The sequence below is a fragment of the Pseudomonas cimarronensis genome (genome assembly GCF_049331905.1).
Lineage (GTDB): Bacteria > Pseudomonadota > Gammaproteobacteria > Pseudomonadales > Pseudomonadaceae > Aquipseudomonas.
In genome coordinates, this window is sequence record NZ_CP186283.1 from 4040981 (window position 1) to 4060254 (window position 19274).

At 62.1% G+C, this 19274-nt stretch carries 17 protein-coding genes and 2 pseudogenes; 8 read left to right on the plus strand and 11 right to left on the minus strand.

Going from position 1 to position 19274, the window contains the following annotated elements:
- Positions 1–143: 143 nt before the first annotated feature.
- The 8 genes and pseudogenes from leuS to lipA all read left to right on the plus strand — a co-directional run bounded on the left by leuS (position 144) and on the right by lipA (position 8745).
- Positions 144–2756: a leucine--tRNA ligase gene (gene leuS / locus ACOCLD_RS18900; RefSeq protein ID WP_422910267.1), complete on the plus strand. Its 2613-nt coding sequence runs from the start codon at positions 144–146 to the stop codon at positions 2754–2756.
- 56 nt (positions 2757–2812) lie between these two features.
- Complete coding sequence (lptE, locus tag ACOCLD_RS18905) at positions 2813–3424, plus strand: LPS assembly lipoprotein LptE (RefSeq protein ID WP_422910268.1); 612 nt, start codon at positions 2813–2815, stop codon at positions 3422–3424.
- 39 nt (positions 3425–3463) lie between these two features.
- Positions 3464–4498, plus strand: a complete 1035-nt coding sequence (holA, locus tag ACOCLD_RS18910) for a DNA polymerase III subunit delta (RefSeq protein ID WP_422910269.1) — start codon at positions 3464–3466, stop codon at positions 4496–4498.
- A gap of 82 nt (positions 4499–4580) precedes the next feature.
- On the plus strand, positions 4581–4739 hold the full coding sequence (gene arfA / locus ACOCLD_RS18915) for an alternative ribosome rescue factor ArfA (protein ID WP_257777730.1): 159 nt from the start codon (positions 4581–4583) through the stop codon (positions 4737–4739).
- Between the two features lie 82 nt (positions 4740–4821).
- Positions 4822–6105 (plus strand): lytic murein transglycosylase, encoded by a 1284-nt coding sequence (locus ACOCLD_RS18920; RefSeq protein WP_422910270.1) that lies wholly within the window; start codon positions 4822–4824, stop codon positions 6103–6105.
- Positions 6106–6238: 133 nt separating this feature from the next.
- Positions 6239–7015 (plus strand): annotated as a pseudogene (locus ACOCLD_RS18925) (PAS domain-containing protein); the annotation flags it as partial.
- Positions 7016–7120: 105 nt separating this feature from the next.
- Positions 7121–7555, plus strand: a pseudogene (locus ACOCLD_RS18930) (methyl-accepting chemotaxis protein); the annotation flags it as partial.
- Between the two features lie 137 nt (positions 7556–7692).
- Entirely contained in the window at positions 7693–8745 is a 1053-nt protein-coding gene (gene lipA / locus ACOCLD_RS18935) for a lipoyl synthase (RefSeq protein ID WP_422910271.1), read from the plus strand.
- A 69-nt stretch (positions 8746–8814) separates the two neighbouring features.
- On the opposite strand, the gene lipB is transcribed toward lipA, so the two are convergent.
- The 11 genes from lipB to ACOCLD_RS18990 form a co-directional block, all read right to left on the minus strand.
- A complete protein-coding gene (gene lipB / locus ACOCLD_RS18940) occupies positions 8815–9468 on the minus strand; it encodes a lipoyl(octanoyl) transferase LipB (protein WP_422910272.1) in 654 nt (217 codons plus the stop codon).
- A complete protein-coding gene (locus tag ACOCLD_RS18945; protein ID WP_422910273.1) occupies positions 9468–9737 on the minus strand; it encodes a DUF493 domain-containing protein in 270 nt (89 codons plus the stop codon). Before ACOCLD_RS18945 ends, lipB begins: the two co-directional genes overlap by 1 nt.
- Before the next feature lie 73 nt (positions 9738–9810).
- Positions 9811–10986 (minus strand): D-alanyl-D-alanine carboxypeptidase family protein, encoded by a 1176-nt coding sequence (locus ACOCLD_RS18950; RefSeq protein WP_422910274.1) that lies wholly within the window; start codon positions 10984–10986, stop codon positions 9811–9813.
- Positions 10987–11108: 122 nt separating this feature from the next.
- Positions 11109–12113, minus strand: coding sequence for a septal ring lytic transglycosylase RlpA family protein (locus tag ACOCLD_RS18955; protein ID WP_422910275.1), 1005 nt, complete (start codon positions 12111–12113; stop codon positions 11109–11111).
- Positions 12113–13123 (minus strand): lytic murein transglycosylase B, encoded by a 1011-nt coding sequence (gene mltB, locus ACOCLD_RS18960; protein ID WP_422911844.1) that lies wholly within the window; start codon positions 13121–13123, stop codon positions 12113–12115. The genes ACOCLD_RS18955 and mltB overlap by 1 nt, the downstream gene beginning before the upstream one ends.
- A gap of 17 nt (positions 13124–13140) precedes the next feature.
- Positions 13141–14244 (minus strand): rod shape-determining protein RodA, encoded by a 1104-nt coding sequence (gene rodA / locus ACOCLD_RS18965; protein ID WP_392540222.1) that lies wholly within the window; start codon positions 14242–14244, stop codon positions 13141–13143.
- 38 nt (positions 14245–14282) lie between these two features.
- A complete protein-coding gene (mrdA, locus tag ACOCLD_RS18970; protein WP_422910276.1) occupies positions 14283–16172 on the minus strand; it encodes a penicillin-binding protein 2 in 1890 nt (629 codons plus the stop codon).
- A 24-nt stretch (positions 16173–16196) separates the two neighbouring features.
- Positions 16197–16664, minus strand: a complete 468-nt coding sequence (gene rlmH / locus ACOCLD_RS18975; protein ID WP_108489361.1) for a 23S rRNA (pseudouridine(1915)-N(3))-methyltransferase RlmH — start codon at positions 16662–16664, stop codon at positions 16197–16199.
- A 12-nt stretch (positions 16665–16676) separates the two neighbouring features.
- The gene (gene rsfS / locus ACOCLD_RS18980) at positions 16677–17048 is read right to left on the minus strand and encodes a ribosome silencing factor (protein WP_422911845.1); all 372 of its coding nucleotides are present in this window, start codon (positions 17046–17048) and stop codon (positions 16677–16679) included.
- A 37-nt stretch (positions 17049–17085) separates the two neighbouring features.
- Complete coding sequence (gene nadD / locus ACOCLD_RS18985; protein ID WP_422910277.1) at positions 17086–17745, minus strand: nicotinate-nucleotide adenylyltransferase; 660 nt, start codon at positions 17743–17745, stop codon at positions 17086–17088.
- A complete protein-coding gene (locus ACOCLD_RS18990) occupies positions 17745–19010 on the minus strand; it encodes a glutamate-5-semialdehyde dehydrogenase (RefSeq protein ID WP_422910278.1) in 1266 nt (421 codons plus the stop codon). The genes nadD and ACOCLD_RS18990 overlap by 1 nt, the downstream gene beginning before the upstream one ends.
- Between the last annotated feature and the right edge of the window lie 264 nt (positions 19011–19274).

Sequence of the window (19274 nt, forward strand, 5' to 3'; positions counted from 1 at the left end):
CCTGACCAGCAGCCCCTCGCGACAAACGGCGAACGCAGGCCAACCCGCGGCTGGCGGCGGCGCAATCAGGGTTTCCCTGAATAAGCGGGGCTCATGTATGCTACGGCGTTTCCCGCAAGCCCTTATTCCCAGCGCCGGTAGCCATGCAAGAACAGTATTCGCCCCGTGAAATCGAAGCCGCCGCGCAATCCCATTGGGATGCGCAGAAATCCTTTGTAGTGAGTGAACAGCCAGGCAAGGAGACCTTCTATTGCCTGTCGATGTTCCCTTACCCGAGCGGCAAGCTGCACATGGGCCATGTGCGCAACTACACCATCGGTGACGTGATCGCCCGCTACCAGCGCATGCAAGGCAAGAACGTGCTGCAACCGATGGGCTGGGACGCCTTCGGCATGCCGGCGGAAAACGCCGCAATGAAGAACAAGGTCGCACCGGCCAAGTGGACCTACGAAAATATCGAATACATGAAGAGCCAGCTGAAATCGCTGGGTCTGGCAGTGGACTGGACCCGCGAGGTCACCACCTGCAAGCCGGACTACTACCGCTGGGAGCAGTGGCTGTTCACCCGTCTGTTCGAAAAGGGCGTGATCTACCGCAAGAACGGCACCGTCAACTGGGACCCAGTGGACCAGACCGTACTGGCCAACGAGCAGGTCATCGACGGCCGTGGCTGGCGTTCGGGCGCGCTGATCGAGAAGCGCGAAATCCCGATGTACTACTTCAAGATCACCGCCTACGCCGAAGAGCTGCTGAGCAGCCTGGATGAGCTGGATGGCTGGCCCGAGCAGGTCAAGACCATGCAGCGCAACTGGATCGGCAAGAGCTTCGGTGCTGACATCGTGTTCGACTACGACGTCGCCAGCATCGGTATCGACGGCCAACTGAAGGTCTACTCGACCCGCCCCGATACCCTCATGGGCGCCACCTACGTCGCCGTGGCCGCCGAACACCCGCTGGCGCAGCGCGCTGCCGAATCCAATCCGGCCATCGCCGCCTTTATCGCCGAGTGCAAGGCCGGCTCCGTGGCTGAGGCCGATATGGCCACCATGGAGAAGAAGGGCCTGGCCACCGGCCAGTTCGTCACTCATCCGCTGACCGGCGACAAGCTGCCGGTATTCGTCGCCAACTACGTGCTGTGGGGCTACGGCGAAGGCGCGGTGATGGCCGTGCCGGCACATGACGAGCGCGACTTCGAATTCGCGGGCAAGTACGACCTGCCGATCAAGCAGGTCTATGCCGGCGAAGGCAAGGACTACAACACCAGCCAATGGCAGGACTGGTACGGCGACAAGGCCGGCCTGACCACCATCAACTCCGGCAAGTACGACGGCCTGGACTTCACTGCCGCCTTCGACGCCATAGTCGCCGACCTGGAAACCAGCGCCCATGGCGCACGCAAGACCCAGTTCCGCCTGCGCGACTGGGGCATCAGCCGCCAGCGTTACTGGGGCTGCCCAATCCCGATCATCCACTGCGACACCTGCGGCGACGTGCCAGTACCGGAAGACCAACTGCCGGTGGTGCTGCCCGAAGACGTGGTGCCGGACGGCGCCGGCAGCCCGCTGGCGAAGATGCCGGAATTCTACGAGTGCAGCTGCCCTAAATGCGGCGCGCCAGCCAAGCGTGAAACCGACACCATGGACACCTTCGTCGAATCGTCCTGGTATTACGCGCGCTACGCCTCGCCGCATTACACCGGCGGCATGGTCGATCCGGAAGCGGCCAACCACTGGCTGCCGGTTGATCAGTACATTGGCGGCATCGAACACGCGATCCTGCACCTGCTCTACGCACGCTTCTTCCACAAGCTGATGCGCGACGAAGGGCTGGTGTCCTCCAACGAGCCATTCAAGAATCTGCTGACTCAGGGCATGGTGGTGGCCGACACCTACTACCGCACCCTGGAAAACGGCGGCAAGGACTGGTTCAACCCGGCGGACGTTGTGCTGGAGCGCGACAGCAAGGCCAAGGTCATCAGCGCCAAGCTGAAAGCCGACGGCCTGCCGGTGGAAATCGGCGGCACCGAGAAGATGTCCAAGTCGAAGAACAACGGCGTCGACCCACAGTCGATGATCGATCAGTTCGGCGCTGACACCTGCCGCTTGTTCATGATGTTCGCCTCGCCGCCCGACATGAGCTGCGAATGGTCGGACGCTGGCGTCGAGGGCGCCAACCGCTTCCTGCGCCGCGTCTGGCGCCTGGCGCAACAGCACGTCAATCTGGGCGTTGCCGGGGCGCTGGATGTCACCAGCCTGGATGACGAGCAGAAAGCCGTGCGCCGCGCGATTCACCTGGCGATCAAACAGTCGAGTTTCGATATTGGCCAGCACCACAAATTCAACACCGCCATCGCCCAGGTGATGACCCTGATGAATGTGCTGGAGAAGGCCGCACACGCCACCTCGCAAGATCGTGCCCTGCTCCAGGAAGGCCTGGAAGCGGTAGCCCTGCTGCTGGCGCCAATCACTCCGCATATCAGCCACCAGCTGTGGCAGGAACTGGGCCATGAAGAAGCGATCATCGACACTGCCTGGCCACAGGTGGATGAGAGCGCTCTGGTGCAGGACAGTCTGACCCTGGTTATTCAGGTCAACGGCAAGCTGCGCGGCGAAATCATCGTTGCCGCCAGTGCCAGCCGCGAAGAGGTCGAGGCGGCAGCCCGCGCCAACGAGAACGTGCAACGCTTCACCGAAGGCGTGACCATCCGCAAGGTCATCGTGGTACCGGGCAAGCTGGTCAACATCGTCGCCAACTGATTAAGCTCGGCGCCATGCCTGCATGGCGCCGTGACTCTCCAAGGGGATACAAGAGAATGATGAAACGGAATCTGATGGTAATCGGCCTGGCTGTACTGCTCAGCGCGTGCGGCTTCCAGCTGCGTGGCACGGGTGACGTACAGTTTGCGCTCAAGGAACTCGACGTCAGCGCGCGCAACGCCTATGGCGAAACCGTCAACCAGGTGCGCGACGTGCTGCAGAACAACGGTGTGCGCGTTTACCCGGGCGCCCCCTATCGCCTGGTGCTGAGTGACGAGCAGGAAAACCAGCGCGCCGCCAGCTTTACCAGCGCAGCCCGCACCGCCGAATACGAACTGACCAAGACCCTCACATACGAGATTCGGGGCAGCAAAGACCTGCTGCTGATGAGCAACAAGCTGGAAGTGCAGAGCTACTACACCCAGGACGGCAACAACCTGATCGGTGGTGACCAGGAAGCGGCTCAGCTGCGCCAGGAAATGAACCGCGAACTGGTCCAGCAACTGGTGCAGCGCCTGCAACAGGTCAGCCCGGACCAGCTCGACCAGCTGCAACAGGCCGCAGAAGCCAAGGCCAAAGCCGAAGCTGACGCCCTGGAAGCCGCTCGCCAACAACAGGCCGCGCAACCGCAGCAGTCGCCGATTCAGCTGCCGATTCCCGCCCAGTAAGCTTGCCGGGCCGCACCTGCGGCCCAGCCCTGCGCCCCCATGAAGCTCAATTCCGCACAACTCGGCAAACACCTGCAGGGCAACCTGAGCCCGGTTTACGTGGTCAGCGGTGATGAACCGCTGCTCTGCCAGGAAGCCGCCGATGCCATTCGCGCCGCGACCCGCCAACAGGGTTTCAGCGAGCGTCAGGTGTTCAACGCCGACAACAACTTCGACTGGGGCAACCTGCTACAGGCCGGCGCCAGCCTGTCACTGTTCGCCGACAAACGCCTGCTGGAACTGCGCCTGCCCAACGGCAAGCCCGGCGACAAGGGAGCAGCCGCGCTGCTGGAATACCTCGCCCGCCCCGCCGAAGACACCGTGCTGCTGATCAGCCTGCCCAAGCTCGATGGCAGCGCACAGAAGACCAAATGGGGCAAGGCGCTGATCGAAGGCGCGCAGACGCAGTTCGTGCAAATCTGGCCGGTCGAGGCCAGCCAGCTGCCGCAGTGGATTCGCCAGCGCCTGGCGCAATCAGGCCTCAGTGCCAGCGCCGAAGCCGTGGACATGATTGCCGTACGCGTCGAAGGCAACCTGCTCGCCGCCGCCCAGGAAATCGAAAAGCTCAAGCTGCTCGCCGAAGGCACGCAGATCGACGTCGACACCGTACACGCCTCGGTCGCCGACAGCGCACGCTTCGATGTATTCGGCCTGATCGACGCGGCTCTGAATGGCGAAGCCGCCCACGCCCTGCGCATGCTCGAAGGGCTGCGCGGCGAAGGCGTCGAACCACCGGTGATTCTCTGGGCCCTGGCCCGCGAAATACGCCTGCTGGCAACCATCGCCCAGCAGTACGCTCAGGGCATGCCCCTGGAAAAAGCCTTCAGTTCGGCCCGCCCCCCCGTTTGGGACAAGCGCCGGCCACTGGTCAGCAAAGCCCTGCAACGCCTGTCCGCCTCACGCTGGGCGGCCTTGCTGCAGGACGCTCAACAGATCGACGCACAGATCAAGGGGCAAGCGCCAGGCGATCCCTGGAGCGGCCTGGGCCTGCTGACTTTGAACATCTGCGGCCAGCGCCTGGGCCTGAACCGCTAACCCCCGGAATCTGGACATTTTCCAGAGCGCGGTGCATGCTGCGCGCGCCTGCACCGTGCAGGTCACGCCCCGAGGAATGAACATGGCGAAGAACCGCAAACACCGGCCGAACAAGGCCAAATCCCTGATCGCCCAACCGCTGTTTCGCTCACGCCAGGAAACACCCGGCAAAGGCAAAGGCAGCTACCGCCGCGAAGCCTCCCAGCAAAACTGGGAGGCTTCATACTTTCTGGCCGCCTGAAAAGCCCGCCGCAGCCCGCCAGCACCCGCACATCAGCCCAATCATGCTAAGGTTACGGCCTGCGAAACGTGCCGAGACCACCATGCCTGACCTGTTTCTTCGTGGCCTGTCCCATAGCGCCACCGCCTGCGCCCTGCTGCTCCTGACCGCCTGCGCAGAAGCACCTGCACAACCACTCGCCGCCGCAGCGATTACGCCGCCTCCGGCAACCGTCAGCCAGCCGGCAGCTACCGCGCTCGCGCCAGCCCCCCTGCTCAGTTTTGACGAATGGCGCATGCTGCTGCGCAGCGATGCAATTGCAGCCGGCATCGATGCCGAACTGTTTGATCGCACCTTCGCTGGCATCACCCTGGACCCCAAGGTTATCGCCGCAGACAACAGTCAACCGGAATTCACCCGCCCGGTCTGGGAATACATCGATGGCGCCGTCTCGGTCTCGCGCATCGCCCAGGGCCGCCTGCTCAAGGCCCAACACCGCCCAACCCTGAAAGCCATCCGCAGCACCTACGCCGTAGACCATGAAGTGCTGATCGCCATCTGGGGCATGGAAAGCAACTACGGCAGCAATATCGGCAGCCATAACGTTATCCGCTCGCTGGCCACCCTGGCCTACGACGGTCGCCGTCAGGTGTTCTGGCGCAGCCAGCTGCTCGCCGCACTCCAGATCCTGCAAGCCGGCGACGGCCCAGCGCAGGGTCTGATCGGTTCATGGGCCGGCGCCATGGGGCAAACCCAGTTTATGCCGACCACATTCAACCAGCATGCAGTGGATTTTGATGGCGATGGCAAGCGTGATCTGTGGAGTTCCACCCCTGACGCCCTTGCCTCTGCCGCCCATTACCTGCAAGCCTCGGGTTGGGAAAACGGCCAACCCTGGGGCTTTGAAGTGAACCTGCCACAAGGCTTCGACTACGCCCTGGCTGACCCGGAAATACGCCGCAGCCTGGCGCAATGGCGCATCCTCGGGATCAACCCGATCAGAGCCATTGATACCAACGAGCAAAGCCAGGCCACGCTGTTTCTGCCTGCGGGCCATCGCGGCCCGGCGTTCCTGCTGCTGAACAACTTCCGCAGCATTCTCAAGTACAACAACTCCACCGCCTACGCCCTGGCCATCGGCCTGCTCAGCGATGCCCTGGATGGCAACCCCGGCGTGCAGGCCGCCTGGCCGCGCAACGACCGCCAACTGGGGCGCAGCGAACGCATCGAACTGCAGGAACTGCTGGCCAGCAAAGGCTATGAGCCTGGCCCGGCAGACGGCATTATCGGCGCCAACACGCGCAAGGCTGTTCGGGCCTTTCAGCAGAGCCTCGGCCTGCCCGCCGATGGCTATCCCAGCCATGAGCTGCTGCAAAAACTCCGCTAAGCCCCCGCACCGCCCCAGCCTGACATCATTGCTCAACTACACTTGAGCGATGATGCCTACTGCCGATAACACGCAAGGACGCTCCTACTTCCCTCAGGGGTCAGCCAACCGGTGTTTTACAAGGTGCCTTGCGATGTTCAATAACAAGCTCAAAGAGGAACTGGCCGAACTGCGTGAAGAGCTGGCCAGCCTGCGGCAGATCCGCGACTCGATTTACAGTGAAATGCTGGTAATCGAGATCGACCCGAACGGCACGATTCGCCATGCCAACGACGATTTCCTCCGCGAAATGCACTACGAGCGCAGCACCCTGCTGGGTCGCGCGCTGGAATCGCTGATTCCCACATCGTTCCATACAGAGCCCAACTACCAAAATCTGCAGCAGGCCTTGCGCCAGCGCAAACACCTCAATGGTGCCTTTCGCTTGCTGCGCGGCAACGGCCAGGAAGCCTGGCTCCGCGCCGTCTGGCAGCCCGTACTGAATAGTCGTGGCGAGCTGCTCTATTTTGCCTGTTTTGCCACCGATCTGACCCGCACCATCACCACCTCCCGCGAGCATGAAGGCCTGATCGATGCGTTGCTGCGCTCAACTGCAGTGATCGAATTCAACCTGGCCGGCGAAGTCCTCACTGCCAACCAGCGCTTTCTCGATGGCATGGGCTATCGCCTGGAACAGATCAAAGGCAAGCATCATCGCCAGTTCTGCGAGCCGGAGGAATATAACTCCCATGGCTACCACGACTTCTGGGCGCGCCTAAACCGCGGCGAATATGTTGCCGGGCGCTTCAAGCGCATCGACAGCGCGGGCCGCACGGTGTGGCTGGAAGCCTCTTACAACCCCATCGTCGACAACCACAACAAGCTCTACAAGGTGGTCAAGTTTGCCTCCGTGATTACCGAGCAGGTCAATCAGGAAGAGGCCGTGGCCAATGCCGCCAACATGGCCTACAGCATCTCGCAACACACCGACGCCAGCGCTAACAAAGGTGCCAGCGTGGTCAGCCAGACCGTCGCCGTCATGCAGCGTATCGCCCGGCAAATGCAGGAAGCCAGCGAGGGCATCGAGGCCTTGGACAAGCAGTCGCAACTGATCAGCACCATCATGCAGACCATTCGCGGCATTGCCGAACAGACCAATCTGCTGGCCTTGAACGCCGCCATCGAAGCCGCACGAGCCGGTGATCAGGGCCGCGGTTTCGCCGTAGTGGCCGACGAAGTGCGGCAACTGGCAGGACGCACCAGTCAGGCCACTGAGGAAATCGTCGACGTGGTGCAAAGAAACCAGAGCCTGGCGCAACAGGCAGTGAGCAGCATGGCCAGCAGCCGCCAGCAGGCAGAGCAAGGCCTGGACCTGGCCAATGAGGCGGGCACGGTCATTGTGGAAATCCAGGAAGGCGCCAAGCAGGTGGTGCAGGCCGTAGAGCAGTTCGCCAACCAGTTGCAGCAGTAACCCTGCGCGCTTGCCTACGGAGCGCCTGCCTGAACCGCACAGCGCCCGCCGGACTGAACGGTCAGCTTCTGTGATAAGCTGCGCGGCGGCCACAAGCCGCCTCGTTCACGGAGCCTCTAGCGGAGCCCAGATTGCCGATGTCCGATACCTCCCCGCCAAAAACCGTCGCCAGTGGCGAAAAATTCCGTACCAGCCAAGGCATCACCGCGATCAAGGACGGCCAGAAGCGCCGCGCCTCCAGCGAGCCTCAAGTGTTCGAGCCCAAACCCAAGTGGCTCCGCGTCAAGGCACCTGGCGGCAGCCGCTTCGAGGCGGTCAAGCGCAATGTCAGCGAACACCGCCTGAGCACCGTGTGTCAGGAATCCCACTGCCCGAATATGGGCGAATGCTGGTCCAACGGCACCGCCACCATCATGCTGATGGGCTCGGTGTGCACCCGCGCCTGCCGCTTCTGCGCAGTTGACACCGGCAACCCCAATGGCTGGCTGGACCTGGAAGAGCCGCAGAACACCGCCAAATCGGTGGAGCTGATGGCCCTGCGCTATATCGTGCTGACCTCGGTGGACCGCGACGATCTGGATGATGGCGGTGCCAGTCACTACGCGGCCTGTGTACGAGCGATCAAGAACAACACCCCGCAGGTGGTGGTAGAAGCCCTGACCCCGGACTTCGACGGCGACCTAGCGGCTATCGAACGGGTAGTGGATTCCGGGCTCGAAGTGTTCGCGCAGAACGTTGAGACGGTCAAACGCCTCACTCACGTGGTACGCGACCCACGTGCCGGCTATGAAAAAACCCTGAACGTATTGGCCCACGCCAAACGTCACCGCCCGGACGTGCTGACCAAGACCAGCCTGATGCTGGGTCTGGGCGAGACCGACGAAGAGATCATCCAGACCATGGATGACCTGCGCGCCATCAACGTCGACATCCTCACTCTCGGTCAGTACCTGCAACCCACGCGCAACCACCTGAAGGTGCAGCGCTGGGTCAGCCCGGAAGAGTTCAATCGTTTCCGCGAGATCGGCCTGGAAAAAGGCTTTATGGAAGTCGCTGCCGGCCCGCTGGTGCGCTCCAGCTACCGCGCCGACAAGGTGTTCGAGAAGAACAACCTGGGCCTGGCCGCGCCGGTGCCCGTACCGGGCCAAGAGCTTAACAACAGCCTGATCCCGGCCCTCAATCTGAACTGATTGAGCCACACAACGCCTGACCTGGGGCTCTGCCTGAAGTCAGGCGTTTGTGTATCCGCCCAACCCGGCTTAACAGTCGATTGCGCTCGCCAGACTCTGCTGCTGCGCGTAATCGAGGTGCTTGACCAGTTGCTCACGCAGCCGCGCGCTGACCTCGGACATATCAATCGGCTCAGCCACCAGATCGGCGAGCTGAGTCATGGCCATGCCGGCATAACCGCAAGGGTTGATGCGCTGGAACGGCTGCAGATCCATATCCACATTCAGCGCCAGGCCATGAAAAGAGCGACCGTTGCGGATACGCAGGCCGAGCGAGGCGATCTTCGCGCCATTCACATACACACCCGGCGCGTCCGGCTTGGCATTGGCACTGACGCCATAGCTGGCCAGCAGATCAATCAGGCTGCGCTCGATCCGACTCACCAGTTCACGCACACCGATACCGCTACGACGCACATCCAGCAGCAGGTAGGCGACCAGCTGGCCGGGGCCGTGGTAGGTCACCTGACCACCACGGTCGACCTGTACCACCGGAATATCTCCCGGAAACAGCACATGCTCGGCTTTGCCGGCCTGGCCCTGGGTAAATACCGGCGCGTGTTCGAGCAGCCAGATTTCGTCAGGCGTATCCGCGCTACGGCTGTCGGTAAAGCGCTGCATCGCATGCCAGGTAGGCTGATAGTCGACCTGGCCCAGCTCACGAAAGCCGAGCGACAGGCTCATTACAGCACCATATGCACGATACCGGTCGCGCGCAGGGCGCTGTTGATATCGCGTAGCTGATCTTCGCTGGTGGCTTCGATATGCAGCTGCACGGTGGTGTACTTGCCGTTGCTGCTCTGGCGTTCGGCCAGGGTGCTGAGATCGACCTTGGCATGCTGGCTAAGTATCTCGATCACCGTGCTCTTGTAGTTTTCGCCACTGTCACCGACCACCTTGATCGGGTAGTCCGCGCAGGGGAATTCGATTTTGTGCGATTTGACGTCGGTCATGGCAGTAACGGCCTCGTAAGCCGTGGCAACAACAGCGCCCCTGCAGGTCGGTAGGGGCGCGCTGGTCACGCTATCAGTTGAACAATCCAAAGAAGAACAGGCTGATGCTATCCCACAGGCGACGGAAGAAGCTGCCTTCCTCGACAACCTCAAGGGCAATCAGATCGGCGCTGTGCACCACTTCTTCACCCAGTTTCACTTCAACCTTACCAATCACATCACCCTGGGTAATCGGGGCGGTGAGCTGCGGGTTGAGGATCATGCCGGCCTGCAATTTTTCCAGCTGACCTTTCGGCAGCGTCAGGCTCAGATCAGCACCAAGGCCGGCTTTAACCTGACGCACGGTGCCTTTCCACACCTGGGCCTGAGCCAGCTCCTGGCCTTGCTTGTAGAAGGTGCGGGTTTCGAAGAAGCGGAAGCCATAGGTGAGCAGCTTCTGGGTTTCAGCAGCGCGGGCCGATTCACTGACGGTACCAAACACCGAAGTGATCATCCGCGCGCCATCACGCACCGCTGAAGCTACCAGGCAGTAACCAGCCTCTTCGGTATGACCGGTTTTCAGACCATCGACAGTCTTGTCGCGCCACAGCAGCAGGTTGCGGTTGCCCTGCTTGATGTTGTTCCAGAGGAACTCCTTCTGCGCGTAGATGGCGTAGTGTTCCTGGTCTTCATTGATGATGGCACGGGCCAGAATCGCCATGTCATGAGCACTGGAATAGTGCTCCGGATGCGGCAACCCGGTGGCATTCATAAAGTGGCTATTGGTCATGCCCAGACGTGCAGCGGTCTCGTTCATCATGTCGGCGAAGGCGTCTTCGCTGCCGGCGATGTACTCGGCCAGGGCGATACTGGCATCGTTACCGGACTGAATGATCACACCGTGCAGCAGATCGTCTACGGTGGCCTGGCTGTTCAGCGGCAGGAACATGGTCGAGCCGCCGGAAGCCGCACCGCCGGTACGCCAGGCGTGCTCGCTGATTGGCACCAGGTCCTGCTCGCCGATCTTGCCCTTGCGAATTTCCAGGGTGGCGATGTAGGCGGTCATCAGCTTGGTCAGGCTGGCTGGCGGCAAACGCTGGTCACCGTTGTTTTCCACCAGCACCTTGCCGCTGGCGGCGTCCAGCAGCACATAGGATTTGGCAGCCAACTGCGGTGCGGCAGGCACCACTTGCTGATTGGCCCAGGCAGCCGGGGCGCTGAGCAGGAAAAGTGAGAGGAAAACGCGTTGCGCAAAGCTGGTGATATTCATCCGTCTCTCTAGATTGCTGATGGTCGAACAGGCCCAATGGGCATAAGTTGCTTATTCCCCCGGCCAGGCGTGGCTGACCGGAGTTGTTTGTTTAGTCCCGCAGAAACAGCAGAAGTGCCCGGTCAGTCTGCCTTGACCAGGGTTGGTTCACCGAGATTGGCCAAGCGCACGCTGCTTTGCAGCTGCTCAGCCTCGCTTTGGCTGCTCACCGGCCCCAGGCGCACGCGGTGCAAGATCTGCTGGTTGCGCACCACTGAGCTGACGAATACCGGTGCAGCTACCATCTCGCTCAGCTTGGCCCGGAGCAGCTCCGCAGCGTCCGGATTGGCGAAGGCGGCCACTTGGAGATACAGGCCAGAGGCTCCGACTGAAGCGTTTTTTTTTGCGTCGATCTGCACGGGGAGCACCGCGGCGGCATGCTGCTGCGGGGGCGGTGAATACTGTTCAATCGGCTGCGCGACGGGCTGTGCAACCGGCTTGGTCTGAGCCACCTGCTGCGGCGCAGCCAGCACCATCGGCACCGGACGGCCCTGCTGAGCCCACCACTCGTGCGGGTCGATACCTTCGACCTTGACCCGCGCGGTGCCGCTTTCGGCATAGCCGAGCTTCTTCGCGGCCGCGAAAGACAAGTCGATGATGCGATCGGAATAGAACGGGCCGCGGTCATTGACGCGCAGAATCGCGGTCTTGCCATTCTCCAGGTTGGTTACGCGCACGTAGCTCGGCAGCGGCAGGGTCTTGTGTGCTGCGGTCATGCCATACAGGTCGTAGGTCTCACCGTTGGCAGTGGCCTGGCCATGGAACTTGGTGCCATACCAGGACGCCGGGCCAATCGCCTGATAGCGACGGGCATCGGGAATCGGGTAGTACTGTTTGCCAAACACGGTGTAGGGGCTGGCCTTGACCGGGCCGTAGTGCGGCATGGGCACGGCATCAGGAATCCGCGAGACATCGACATCCCACCAGGGCGCACCATCCTTGTGTGGACGGCTGTAATTGCCCGGGCCGGAAATCGCACCACCCGCCTGCACAGGAGCGACAGGCTCTGGCGCACGGGTGGACGAGCAACTGGCCAGAGCCAGCGCCAGACCGCCGTACAGCGCCAATTTGAAAGGCAAACGCGACATCAGTTCTTACCCCGTGCATCAACCAGCAACTCGGCCAGCTGATTGACCGCCATGGCATACATCACACTGCGATTGTAGCGGGTGATCACAAAGAAGTTAGGCAGGCCGAGCCAGTACTCGTCGCCCTCGGCGCCTTCCAGACGGAAGGCAGTTACCGGCAGGTCGGCCGCCAGCGGGTCGGCGCTGGTCCAGCCCAGCGCACGTAGCTCAGCGACATTCTTCACCGGGTCCAGGCCCGCAGTCAGGCCTTGTTCGGCCTGCGCGCCTTTGACGGTAGCGGCACTGACCACCGGCTGGCCCGGCTGCCAGTGGTGGCGCTTGAAGTAACTGGCGACGCTGCCGATGGCATCGGTCGGGTTGCTCCAGATATTGATATGACCATCACTGTCAAAGTCCACGGCATAGGCGCGGAAGCTGCTCGGCATAAATTGCGGCAGGCCCATGGCACCGGCGTAGGAGCCGGTCATGCTCAGCGGCTCGACCTGCTCTTCACGGGTCAGCAGGAGGAACTCGCGCAGCTCCTTGCGAAAGAATGGGGCGCGCGGCGGATAGTCGAAGGCCAGGGTCGACAGCGCGTCCATCACGCGCCAGCTTCCGGTATTGCCACCGTAGAAGGTTTCCACACCGATGATCGCGACGATCACCTCTGGCGGTACACCGTACTCAGCCTCGGCACGGGCCAGGGTCGCTTCATGCTGTTTCCAGAACTCGACGCCCTTGCTGATGCGCTTGTCGGTAATAAAGATCGGCCGGTAGTCCTTCCACGGCTTGGCCTTTTCCGCGGGGCGCGAAATGGCATCGAGAATCGCCTGTTTGCGTTCGACCTGAGCAAACAGCTCGACCAGTTGCTCGCCGGCAAAACCGTAGTCACGGGTCATTTCGGCCACAAACTCGGCCACCTGGGGTGACTGCTGGTAATCGCCGGCAACAGCCGCCTGGGCTACCCCAAACACCCCAGCCAGAGCCAGCCAAGGTGCAGTTCGTACCATCCAGCCACGCGCGTTTTGCATTGAATTCATAATCCCAATCAAGCCTGCGTCATCCACTTTCGATGAGTGTGGATCGACATCAAAATTCCAAATCCTGCCAACAAGGTGATCAGCGAGGTGCCGCCATAACTGATAAAGGGCAAGGGCACCCCCACCACCGGCAGCAGGCCGCTGACCATACCGATATTGACGAAGACATACACGAAGAAGGTCATGGTCAGCGCGCCGGCGAGCAGCTTACCGAACAGCGTCTGCGCTTGCACGGTAATCACCAGGCCGCGCGCGATCAACAGCAAGTACACCAGCAGTAACAAACACACCCCGACCAGGCCGAATTCCTCGGCCAGCACCGCGATGATGAAGTCGGTGTGGCTCTCCGGCAGAAAGTCCAGGTGTGACTGGGTACCTTGCAGCCAGCCTTTGCCCAACACACCGCCTGAACCGATGGCGGCCTTGGACTGAATGATGTTCCAGCCACTTCCCAGCGGATCGCTTTCCGGATTGAGGAAGGTCAGCACGCGCTGCTTCTGGTACTGGTGCATGACGAAGAACCACATGCCGACGGCGATCGGCACCACGGCCGCCACAGCGCTGATCACCCAACGCCATTGCAGCCCGGCGATAAACAGCACGAAGCCACCCGAAGCGAGAATCAGCAGCGAGGTGCCCAGATCAGGCTGCATCAGGATCAGCACAAAAGGCACGATGATCATCGCCAGGCTGATACAGATATGTTTCAGGCGCGGCGGCAGGCTGCGATTGGACAGATACCAGGCGATGCTCGCCGGCATGATGATCTTCATAAACTCCGAAGGCTGAAAGCGGATCACCCCAGGGATATTGATCCAGCGCGTAGCCCCCATGGCGTTGTGGCCCATGACATCCACCACCACCAGCAGGGCCACGCCGCCGACATAGGCCAGCGGCACCCAGCGCTCCATAAAGCGCGGCTCGAACTGGGCGATGATGAACATGCCGACCAGACCAATGCCAAAGGAACTGGCCTGCTTCATCAGCAGATCGACGTTCTTGCCACTGGCGGAATAGAGAATCATCAGGCTGCCGCAGGCCAGCACCAGCAACAGCAGCAACAGAATGCCGTCGATATGCAGGCGCTGCAGCAGGGTCGCCCGGCGGCGCAGCAAGTCTTCGGTGGACAGGTTGCGGTCGAAACTACTGTTCATGGTGCAGCGACCTCGGCCGCCACAGGCGGAGCAAATTCGGCTTTCAACTGACCGTTCTCATCCAGCAACCAGGCGTCCATCACCTGCTTGACCACTGGCGCAGCCACGCCAGAGCCGGACTCACCATTCTCGACCATCACCGACACGGCGATCTGCGGGTTGTCCGCCGGGGCGAAGGCGACGAACAGTGCGTGGTCGCGATGGCGCTCCTGGACCTTACTGCGGTCGTACTTCTCGCCCTGCTTGATTGCCACCACCTGAGCAGTACCGCTCTTGCCGGCAATCCGGTAGACCGAGGCGTCGCCCACCTTGCGCGCCGTACCGCGCGGCCCATGCATGACCTGCTCCATGCCATGACGACCAAAGTCCCAGAACTTCGGATCACGCAGCACAATATCCGGCAGCGGGTTGGGGTCCACCGGCACACGGCCCTGAATGGTCTTGGCCAGGTGCGGGCGAATCCACTTGCCGCGCGTGGCCATCAGCGCTGTGGCCTGCGCCAGTTGCAGCGGTGTGGTCTGCATATAGCCCTGACCAATACCGAGAATCAGCGTCTCGCCCGGATACCAGGCCTGACGATAGCGCGCCCGCTTCCACTCCCGAGACGGCATTAAGCCGGCGGTTTCTTCGAACATGTCCAGCGCCACACGCTGACCCAAGCCGAAACGGCTCATGTAGTCATGCATGCGGTCGATGCCCATCTTGTGCGCCAGCGAATAGAAATAGGTGTCGTTGGAACGGGCAATGGCCAGGTCCATATCCACCCAGCCATCACCGGTGCGGTTCCAGTTGCGGTATTTATGGCTATGCCCCTGCAACTGATAGAAGCCTGGGTCGAACACCCGCGTTTGCGGCGTCACCACGCCGGCATCCAGCCCAGCCACGGCCACCATCGGTTTGATCGTCGAGCCCGGCGGGTAGAGGCCCCGCAGTACACGGTTGTACAGCGGCCGGTCGATGGAGTCGCGCAAATCGGCATAGGCTTTAAAGCCGATACCGGTGACAAAGGGGTTAGGGTCGAAGCTCGGCTGACTGACCATGGCCAGCACTTCGCCGGTTTGCGGCAAGATCGCCACAATCGCCCCGCGACGCCCTGCGAGGGCCGCCTCGGCAGCTTCCTGCAGACGCACATCAAGGCTCAGGACGATGTCCTTGCCAGGCGTCGGATCGGTGCGTTTGAGCACGCGCAAGACGCGGCCACGGGCATTGGTCTCGACTTCCTCGTAGCCCACCTGACCGTGCAGCTCGTCTTCATAGAAGCGCTCGATGCCGGTCTTGCCGATGTGGTGCGTACCGCTGTAAGCCACCGGATCAAGCTCTTTCAGCTCTTTCTCGTTGATCCGCCCGACATAACCCACCGAGTGAGCAAAATGCTCGCCCAGCGGATAGTGCCGCACCAGCTGCGCCGCCACCTCAACCCCTGGCAGACGGAACTGGTTGATGGCGATCAGGGCAATCTGCTCCTCGCTCAACTCGAACAACACCGGCACCGGCTCGAATGGTCGCCGCCCCTGACGTACCCGCCGCTCGAACAGCGCACGCTCATCCGGCCCAAGCTTCAGCACTTCGACAATCACATCGAGCACCTGCGGCCAATCGCCAGCACGCTCGCGGGTCAGGGTCAGGCTGAAGCTGGGCCGGTTATCAGCGATGATCACCCCGTTACGGTCGAAGATCAGCCCACGGTTCGGCGGAATCGGCTGTACATGGATGCGGTTATTTTCCGCCAGGGTGGTGTGGTACTCGTACTGCACCACCTGCAGGTAATACAGGCGTACGAGCAGCACCGAGGTCAGCAGCAACACCACCACAGCCCCTACCACCGCACGTTTGCGGATCAGGCGGCTGTCTTTTTCGTGGTCTTTCAGGCGTATGGGCTGCGGCATCGGTGGCGGCTGGCTACTGGCTGATTATTTGTGATACGGGTGGCCGGACAACACGGTCCAGGCTCGGTACATCTGTTCGCCGATCAGAATGCGCACCAGCGGGTGCGGCAGGGTCAGCGGCGACAACGACCAGCGCTGTTCACTGCGTGCCTGCACCTCAGGCGCCAGCCCTTCCGGGCCGCCGACCATAAGGTTGACCGTGCGCGCATCCAGGCGCCACTTGTCCAGCTCGACCGCCAGCTGCTCGGTGCTCCAGGGTCGCCCTTCGACCTCCAGGGTGACGATGCGTTCCCCAGGCTGCACCTTGCTCAGCATGGCCTCGCCTTCCTGACGGATCATGCGCGCTACATCAGCATTCTTGCCGCGAGTAGTCAGCGGAATCTCCACCAGTTCCAGCGACAGCTCGCTGGGCATCCGTTTGGCATATTCCTGCCAACCGTCTTCCACCCAGCGCGGCATGCGCGAACCCACGGCGATCAACTTGATGCGCACAGCTTGGCGTCCTTATTCCTGCTCAGCACCCGGCTCAGCACTGAACTGCGCACGCGTCTGCTCGGCACCCTGCCACAGGCGCTCAAGGTCGTAGAACTGGCGAGCCGTCGGCAGCATCACGTGTACCACGATGTCGCCGAGGTCGAGCAGGGCCCACTCGCCACTGTCCAGGCCTTCGCTGCCCAGCGGGCGTACGCCCTGCTCCTTGGCTTTCTCCAGCACGTTGTCGACCAGCGACTTGACGTGACGGCTGGAGGTGCCGCTGGCGATCAGCATGAAGTCCGTGATGCTGGTCTTGCCACGCACGTCGATCACGGTGATGTCTTGCGCCTTGATCTCTTCCAGGGCGGCGGTGGCCAGTTTGACCAGCGCTTCGCTCTGCATTTTTGCGTTTGTCATAAGTAACTCATTTGCCTCGTGTTCAATTCGCGCCACGGTACAGTCCGTGGGCATGGATATAGGCCAGTACCGCGTCAGGCACCAGATAGCGCGCCGACTTTCCGCTCGCCAGCAGCGCGCGGACCTGGGTAGCCGACACCGCCAGGGGTGTCTGCCAGATAAAAGCAATCTGCCCACTCGGCCCGTCCAGCGCCGAAGGGTCACTCACACTGCGTGCCGCCAGCAGATCGCGCAGCGCCTCGGGCGCTTCACTGTCGGCATCCGGCCGCTGCAACACCAGAATATGGCAGTGCTGCAGCAACTCACCCCAACGCTGCCAGCTGGGCAAACCGCAAAAGGCATCCCAGCCCAGCAGCAGAAACAACTGGTCATCCACTGCCAACTCACTGCGCAACGACTCCAGCGTGTCGATGCTGTAGGACGGTTTGTCGCGTTGCAGCTCGCGATCATCCACCCGCAGCACCTCAGCATCCGCCACCGCCAGCCGCACCATGGCCAGGCGATCCTCGGCACTGACCTCTGGCGCACTGCGATGTGGCGGCCGCGCGCTGGGGATCAGGCGCAGCTCATCGAGTTGCAGCACCTCGGCGACTTCCACGGCACTGCGCAGATGGCCGATGTGCACCGGGTTAAAGGTGCCACCCAGTATCCCGATGCGCCGGGCGCCAGTGTGTCGGGCCATCAGGTGCGGATGTGTCCGTCGCCGAACACCACGTACTTCTCGCTGGTCAGACCTTCCAGACCAACCGGGCCACGGGCGTGCAGCTTGTCAGTGGAAATGCCGATTTCCGCGCCCAGGCCGTACTCGAAACCATCGGCAAAACGGGTCGAGGCATTGACCATCACCGAAGCGGAATCCACCTCGGTGAGGAAGCGCCGCGCATCCGTGAAGTTCTCGGTGATGATCGCGTCGGTGTGCTTGGAGCCGTACTGATTGATGTGCTCAATGGCAGCGTCCAGCGACTCGACAATGCGAATTGCCAGGATCGGCGCGTTGTACTCGGCGTACCAGTCGTCTTCGCTGGCCTCCAGCACGTCGCTGCCGAGCAGCGCACGGGTCGCGGCGTCGCCACGCAACTCAACCCCCTTGTCGCGGTAGATCGCAGCCAGCGGCGGCAGCACCTTGCCCGCCACGGTCGCGTGCACCAGCAGGGTTTCCATGGCGTTGCACGGCGAATAACGCTGGGTCTTGGCGTTGTCGGCAACGCGAATCGCCTTGTCCAGATCAGCGGCGACGTCGATATAGACGTGGCAAACGCCATCCAGGTGCTTGATCACCGGCACCTTGGCATCGCGGCTGATGCGTTCGATCAGGCCCTTGCCGCCACGCGGCACAATCACGTCGACGAATTCGGGCATAGTAATCAGCGCGCCAACGGCGGCGCGATCAGTGGTTTCCACCACTTGCACGGCACTGGCCGGCAAATCGGCCTCGGCCAACCCCTGCTGGATGCAGCGAGCAATCGCCTGGTTGGAATGGATCGCTTCGGAGCCGCCACGCAAAATAGTGGCGTTGCCGGATTTCAGGCACAGGCTGGCGGCGTCGATGGTCACGTTCGGGCGCGACTCGTAGATGATGCCGATCACGCCCAGCGGCACGCGCATCTTGCCTACCTGAATACCCGACGGCAGGTAACGCATGTCACGGATCTCGCCAATCGGATCAGGCAGCGTAGCAACCTGACGCAGGCCTTCGATCATCGAATCGATCACTGCCGGGGTCAGCGCCAGGCGGTCGACCATGGCCGGCTCCAGGCCGTTGGCGCGGGCGGCGGCCAGGTCCAGCTGGTTAGCGGCGGTCAGCTCAGCGCGAGCGGCGTCGAGGGCATTGGCAGCGGCCTGCAAAGCGCGATTCTTCTGCGCGGTGCTGGCGCGGGCGAGCACCCGCGAGGCCTCACGCGCGGCGCGGCCCAGGCGGGTCATATAGTCGAGCACGGACTCAGTCATGATCTTGGCAGGTCTGGCGGTTGAAAAAAGTCGTTGAGTATAACGGGCGCGCCGCCTCACGCCCAGCGCTGTGCGGCGGACGGTAAACAGCGCGTTCGCCCCAACCCACGGTAACGCCGCCAGGCCCCAGCCCGCAGGCCACTCCGAGAAACAGTGACACCAGCCCCCCGCTGCCGCCCGAAGGTTAGGTAAACAAAAACCGCCCAAATGTTTACCGTGCACTTGAAAGAAAAACAGGCGGCCGACCGCCGGGGTGGGATCAGC